General features: G+C 63.6%; 5 protein-coding genes. 2 read left to right on the forward strand and 3 right to left on the reverse strand.

Going from position 1 to position 6445, the window contains the following annotated elements:
- A partial coding sequence (locus tag PK789_RS11195) for an FAD-binding oxidoreductase (RefSeq protein WP_324308875.1) occupies positions 1–719 on the reverse strand: 719 nt, incomplete at its 3' end.
- A 131-nt stretch (positions 720–850) separates the two neighbouring features.
- Between PK789_RS11195 and PK789_RS11200 the strand changes: the two genes are divergently transcribed.
- Positions 851–1789 carry an ABC transporter ATP-binding protein gene (locus tag PK789_RS11200; RefSeq protein WP_324308877.1) on the forward strand — a complete coding sequence of 313 codons (939 nt, stop codon included), beginning with the start codon at positions 851–853 and terminating at the stop codon, positions 1787–1789.
- Positions 1786–2559: an ABC transporter permease gene (locus tag PK789_RS11205; RefSeq protein WP_324308879.1), complete on the forward strand. Its 774-nt coding sequence runs from the start codon at positions 1786–1788 to the stop codon at positions 2557–2559. Before PK789_RS11200 ends, PK789_RS11205 begins: the two co-directional genes overlap by 4 nt.
- On the opposite strand, the gene PK789_RS11210 is transcribed toward PK789_RS11205, so the two are convergent.
- Both PK789_RS11210 and PK789_RS11215 read right to left on the reverse strand, forming a co-directional pair.
- A complete protein-coding gene (locus PK789_RS11210) occupies positions 2556–5624 on the reverse strand; it encodes an efflux RND transporter permease subunit (RefSeq protein WP_324308880.1) in 3069 nt (1022 codons plus the stop codon). The genes PK789_RS11205 and PK789_RS11210 overlap by 4 nt on opposite strands.
- The coding region (locus PK789_RS11215; protein WP_324308882.1) for an efflux RND transporter periplasmic adaptor subunit at positions 5621–6445 on the reverse strand (825 nt) is incomplete at its 5' end. The genes PK789_RS11210 and PK789_RS11215, both read right to left, overlap by 4 nt.

The following is a 6445-nucleotide window of genomic DNA, read 5'->3' on the forward strand; positions in this document are numbered from 1 at the left end:
TTGTTGCTGACGTACTTCTCGCGGCGAATCATCGGAATCGGTAGGCCGATGGCTTTGAGCGCTTCGAAATTGGCATCCACCATGTCCGGGTTGCCGCACAGATAGGCGATATCGGTAGCGGCATCGGGCACTAGCTCGGCCAAGACGTTTTGCACATAGCCGTGGCGCACGTCGGGGTGCGCATGCGGGGAATCGGCGGCGGGCAATTCGCGTGACAGGCAGGGCATATAACGGAATTGCGGATGCGCCTCGGCAAACGCGCGGAATTCATCGCCATACAGCAATTCCGCTGGCGTGCGTGCGCCTTGCAGCAGCACCACCTGCACGCCGCGCTGGGCCATTTGCTGCGCCAACTGCGGCAGCATCGCCCGGTACGGGGTGATGCCAGTGCCGGTGCCGATCAATACATAGCGGCGATTGGCATCATTGGGATACAGACAAAAGCGCCCAAACGGGCCGCTGGCATCGACCGTGGCGCCGATGGCCAGCCCTTCGAACAAGGCGGTGGCGGCACCGCCGGCCACGTAGCTGACAGCGATATCCACCTGCGCATCCGGGGCGTCGTCAGGCTGCCGGCCGATGGCGATGGAATAGCTGCGCTTGGCCGCGCTGCCATCGGCGTATTCGAAATGGATCTGGATGAACTGCCCGGGGATGCACGGCAACGGCTGGCCGTCATCACGCAGAAAGGACAGATGCGCCACGGTCGGCGCAATCATGCGGCGGGCGGTCAATTTAAGCGGAAAGTGAACAATGGCCACGGCGTTGCAACACTGCGTGGCAAGAGTGGTGCCACAAGGCTGCCTATACTACCAGCCAACTTGCGCGGCCTTCGCGCACGAGGGCGTTCATGAGCATTTCCACTTCCGCGCCGGCATTGCGCGTCAATGCGCTGCGCAAAACCTACGATAACGGTGTCGTGGCGCTGCAAGGCGTCAGTTTGGATGTGACACCCGGTGATTTTTTCGCCTTGCTGGGGCCCAATGGTGCCGGCAAAAGCACGCTGATTGGCATCGTCAGTTCGCTGGTCAACAAAAGTGGCGGCAGTGTCGAAATTTTTGGCATCGATATCGAACGCGAGCGCAGCTTGGCGATGCGCCAAATTGGTCTGGTGCCGCAAGAATTCAACTTCAACATGTTCGAGAAGCCGCTGGATATCTGCGTGAATTACGCGGGTTTCTACGGCATCCCGCGCGAGCAGGCATTGGCGCGTGCCGAACAGGTGCTGAAAGAGGCGCAGCTGTGGGACAAGGCGGACAAAGTGAGCCGCTCATTGTCTGGCGGGATGAAGCGGCGGCTGATGATTGCCCGCGCCATGATGACCCAGCCGAAATTGTTGATCCTAGATGAGCCCACCGCCGGGGTGGATATCGAAATCCGCCGCGGCATGTGGAAGACACTGAAGGACATCAATGCCGCTGGAACAACCATCATTCTGACCACGCATTATCTGGAGGAAGCCGAAAGCCTGTGCCGCAACCTGGCCATCATCGACCACGGACGCATCGTGGAACAAGGCCCGATGAAATCGCTATTGGCCAAGCTTGATGTGGAAGGGTTTGTGTTCGATATCGAAGGCGAATTGCCACGGGTCTTGCCGCAGATCGAAGGCGCGCAACTGCTGGCCACCGATGCACACACCTTGGAGTTGGATATGCCGCGAGCGATGGATTTGAACCGCGTGTTTGCCGCCTTCGAGGCCGCCGGTATTCGCGTGCGTTCGATGCGCACCAAGAGCAACCGGCTGGAAGAATTGTTCGTGCGCCTGACCGGCAAGGAGGCCGCATGAGCGCCAATCCCAATCTGGTCGCGCTGGGCACGATCACCCGCCGCGAAGTGATGCGCATCTTGAGGATCTGGACGCAGACCTTGATCCCGCCCGCTATCACCATGACCCTGTATTTTTTGATCTTCGGCGGGCTGATCGGCTCGCGCGTGGGGAAGATGGGCGGCATGGACTACATGCAATTCATCGTGCCGGGGCTGGTGATGATGAGCGTGATCCAGAACAGTTATGGCAATGTGTCGTCTTCGTTCTTCAGCTCCAAATTCGGGCGCTATGTGGAAGAGCTGCTGGTCAGCCCGATGCCCAATGGGGTCATTCTGGCGGGCTATGTGGCCGGTGCGGTGCTGCGTGGGGTGATGGTGGGTGCGATTGTGCTATGCATCGCGATGCTGTTTACCCGCGTGCATATCCCGCATCCTCTGGTGACGCTGAGCGCGGTGTTACTGGGCGCCACAATCTTCTCGCTGGCCGGTTTCATCAACGCGGTATTTGCCAAGAAGTTTGACGATGTGGCCATCGTGCCCACCTTCATCCTCACCCCGCTGACCTATCTGGGCGGCGTGTTCTATTCGATCACCTTGCTGCCGGCTTGGGCGCAGGCGGCCACCCATGCCAACCCGATTTTCTACATGGTTAATGCCTTCCGCTATGGCTTGCTGGGGCAAAGCGATGTGCCGTTGTGGGTGGCATATGCCTTGATGTTGGGCTTCGTGGTGGTGTTGGCCACGATTGCCTTGGCCTTGTTGAAGAAAGGTGTGGGGCTGCGCAGTTAAGTCGTCATCGTGCGGTGCCAGTGCCGCGCGATCCATGCGCCAGCATCATCCAACACGGTGTAGGCGGCGGGCACCACCAGCAGGCTGAGGGCGGTGGAAGTGACCAGGCCGCCAATCACCGCCCACGCCATCGGCGCGCGCATGCTGGATTCGCCGGAAAAGCCCAGCGCCAGCGGCAGCATGCCGGCACCCATCGCAATCGTGGTCATGATCACCGGGCGGGCGCGCTTGTGGCAGGCGTCGATCAGCGCGGCGTGCCGCGACAGGCCGTGCTGGTCTTCGGCCATCACCGCATAGTCCACCAGCAGGATGGAGTTCTTGCTGGCGATGCCGATCAGCATCAACAGCCCGATCAAGGCCGGCAGCGACAGCATGTGGCGGGTAATCAGCAGTGCGCCGAATGCACCGGCGGCGCACAGCGGAATCGCGCTCAAAATGGTCAGCGGTTGCATTGGGTGACGGAACAGCAACAGCAGCACCATGTAGATGCAGGTGATGCCGGCCACCATCGCCATGGCGAAACCGGTGAACAGTTCGACGAAGATTTCCGAATCGCCGGTGTTGATGAACGAGACCCCCGGCGGCAAGGCTTTCACCGCGGGCAGTTGTTGCACCTGCGCCATCACCTCGCCCAGCGGGCGGCCATTGAGCTCGGCGGTGAGGGTGATGTTGCGCTGGCGCTTGTAGCGACTGATCACCGACGGCCCGCTGCCATCACGCAGGGTGGCTACCGCCGCCAGCGGCACCGCGCCACGCGCACCCGGCACGCGCAATTGCGCCAGCAAATCCGGCTGCGCCAAGGTGGCTTGGTCGAAGCCGACGCGAATCGGAATTTGTCGGTCGGCCAGATTGAGTTTGGCCATGCGCTGCACGTAGTCGCCGCTGGTGGCGATGCGGGCGGCTTCGGCAATCGCGGTGGTGGACACGCCCAGCTCGGCGGCACGCGCCGAGTCCGGAAAAATTTGCACCTCCGGGCGCAGCAGCGAGGCCGAGGACGACACGCTGCCCAGACCCGGCAGGGTGCGCAGCTCGCGTTCCACCTTTGCGGCGGTGGCATTCAACAGTTCGGCATCGTCACCGGCCAGCACCAATTGCATCAGCTCGCCGGGTTCATTGCTCATAAAGCTCAGGCGCACGCCGGGTAGGTTGGCCAGGCGGTTGCGCACCTCGGTTTCCAGCGTGCGTTGGCTGCGTTGGCGGGTGTTGGATGCGCCCCATTCCAAGGTCAGTACCGCGCGACGCAGATCGGGCAAGCCGCTTTTGCCGGGGTCGCCCAGATTGGGCACGCTGCCAATTTGGGTGAACACTTGCTTGAGTTCGGGGATGGCGTGCAGTTGCGCGCGCGCCTGCTCGGTCATGCGGGCGGTGTCTTCGATGCGCACGCCGGGTGCCAACTCCAGCGACAGCATGCTGCGGCCTTGGTCGGACACCGGAATGAAGGTGGTGGGGATCAGTGGAAGCAAGGCCAGCGAGGCAAAAAACAGTAGGGCCGCCGCGCCCAAGGTTTTCCAGCGGTGTTGCAGGGCCTTGTCCACCCACACCAGATAACGACGCATCAGGTTGCCGTCTTCCTCGGCATGCGGCTTGGGCTTGAGCAAATGCGCGGCCATCATCGGCGTCAGCAGGCGCGCCACCAGCAGCGAGAACAATACTGCGGTGGCGGCGGTCCAGCCAAATTCGCGGAAAAACTTGCCGGACACGCCGGGCATAAAGGCCACCGGTACGAACACCGCCGCCAAGGTGATGGAGGTGGCGATGACGGCGGTGCCGATTTCATCGGCAGCATCGCGCGCGGCGTCCAGTGGCTTCTTGCCCATGCCCAGATGGCGCACGATGTTTTCGATTTCGACGATGGCATCGTCCACCAGCAAACCAATCACCACGCTCAGCGCCAGCAGGGTGATCATGTTCAGGCTGAAGCCCAGCCACTGGATCACCGCAAAGGTGGGGATGATGGAGAGCGGCAGCGCAATCGCCGACACCCAGGTGGCGCGCCAATCGCGCAAAAACCAGAACACCACCGCCAGTGCCAGCAGCGCGCCTTCCCACAGCATCGTCATCGAGGAGGAATACGAGCGCTGGGTTTCTTCCGACATATCGGTCACTTGCCGGAACCTCACGCCGGGGTGCTGCGTGGCCAGCTCGGCCAGCGCCGCACGCACGGCATCGCGCACCTTCAACTCATCGGCCCCACGTGAGCGCGCCAGCGAAAACCCCACCACCGGCTTGCCATCGAGCAGCGCGATCTGGCTGGGGTCGGCACTGCCATCGTGCACCGTGGCCAGTGCGTCCAACCGGGTGTGCTGGCCATTGGGCAGGGCGATGCTGAAGGCGCGCAGGGCCTGCGCATCGGCCACCGTGTTGAGCGTGCGCACACTCTGCTGGCCGCCGTCCTGCTCGGTCTTGCCGCCGGGGCGGTCCACCTGCATCGCCGCCAATTGCTGGTTCACCGCGCCGGCGGTGATGCCCTGCGCCAGCAGGGCTTGCGGGTTCAGATCCACCCGAATCTGCCGGTCCACGCCGCCGATGCGGGTGACAGCCGCCACCCCGTTGACGCCATACAAGGTGCGCGCCACGTAGCGATCGACAAACCACGACACGTCGTCCGGCTGCAACGCCGGCGCATCCACCGCATAGGTGAGCAGCGAGCCGACGATTTCCACTTTCGACACCACCGGCTCCTGGATGTCCTGCGGCAGATCCATGCGAATCCGCGTGACGGCGTCTTTGCTGTCGTTCAGTGCCTCCAGCAAATTGGCGTCGATGCGAAATTCAATGACCGTGGTGGACTGCCCATCCACCACCGTGGAGAACACACGCTTGACGTGGTTGAGCGTGGCGACCGCATCTTCCACCTTGCGCGTCACTTCGGTTTCCAACTGCTGCGGCGAGGCGCCGGGCTGGCTGATGACCACGGTCACCATCGGGAAACTGATGTCGGGGAAGCGCGCCACTGGCAATTGATGGAAGCTCCACAGCCCCGCCACGCACAGCACGAAGAACAGCATGATGGCGGGCACCGGGTTGCGGATGCCCCAGCTGGACAGATTGCCGCCGCCGCTCATGGGGTCTTGCCTGGAGAATTGCCTGCGCTTGGCACCACGCGCACGCGGTCACCGTCGGCCAGAAAGCCGGCGCCTGCGCTGACCACGGCGTCACCGACCTTCAGGCCACTGCGGACTTCGATCAGAGCACCTTGGGTGCTGCCGGTGTCGATACGTACTTGCTGCGCGCGTTGCTCGCGGCCCACGCGGAAGGCATAGGTGTGGCCGTCGCGGCGCACCACCGCCGCCACCGGGATCACCAGTGCGCTGCCCTGCCCGATCGCAATCCGGCCCTGCACATAGGTGCCGGGCTGCACCGGCCCGGGCGCGGGCAGATCCACATAGGCGGTGCCGGTGCGGGTCGTGCTGTCCACGCCGGGTGTCACGGCGCGCACGCGGCCGTGCACGCCGCTGCCTTCCAGCAGCACCGCTTGTCCGGGCTGTACCTGTGCCAGTTGTGCTTCGGGCAGCTCGGCGCGCCATTCCAGCCGGCCTTGGCGGATCAGCCGCAGCAACTCGCTGCCGGCACCCACCACTTGCCCGGGCTGCACCAAGCGTCTGGAAATGGTGCCGGCATCGGGGGCGCGTAGTTCCGCATAGCTGCGACGCAGCGCGGCGGCATCGCGCACCGCACGGGCGGTGCCCAACTGGGCCTCGGCCTGGGTGCGGGCGGCGCGCAGTTCATCCAGCGCCATCGCACTGATGTAATGCCCATCCACCAGCGATTGCCCGCGGGTGTATTTCGAACGCGCCAGCTCGGCCCCGGCGTCGGCTTGCCGCAGCGCGGCGGTGGCCTGCGCCAGATCGCTGTCCAGGCTGCGATGGTCCAGCTCCAGCAGCAG

The sequence above is a fragment of the Thermomonas sp. genome, assembly GCF_035369645.1.
Lineage (GTDB): Bacteria > Pseudomonadota > Gammaproteobacteria > Xanthomonadales > Xanthomonadaceae > Thermomonas.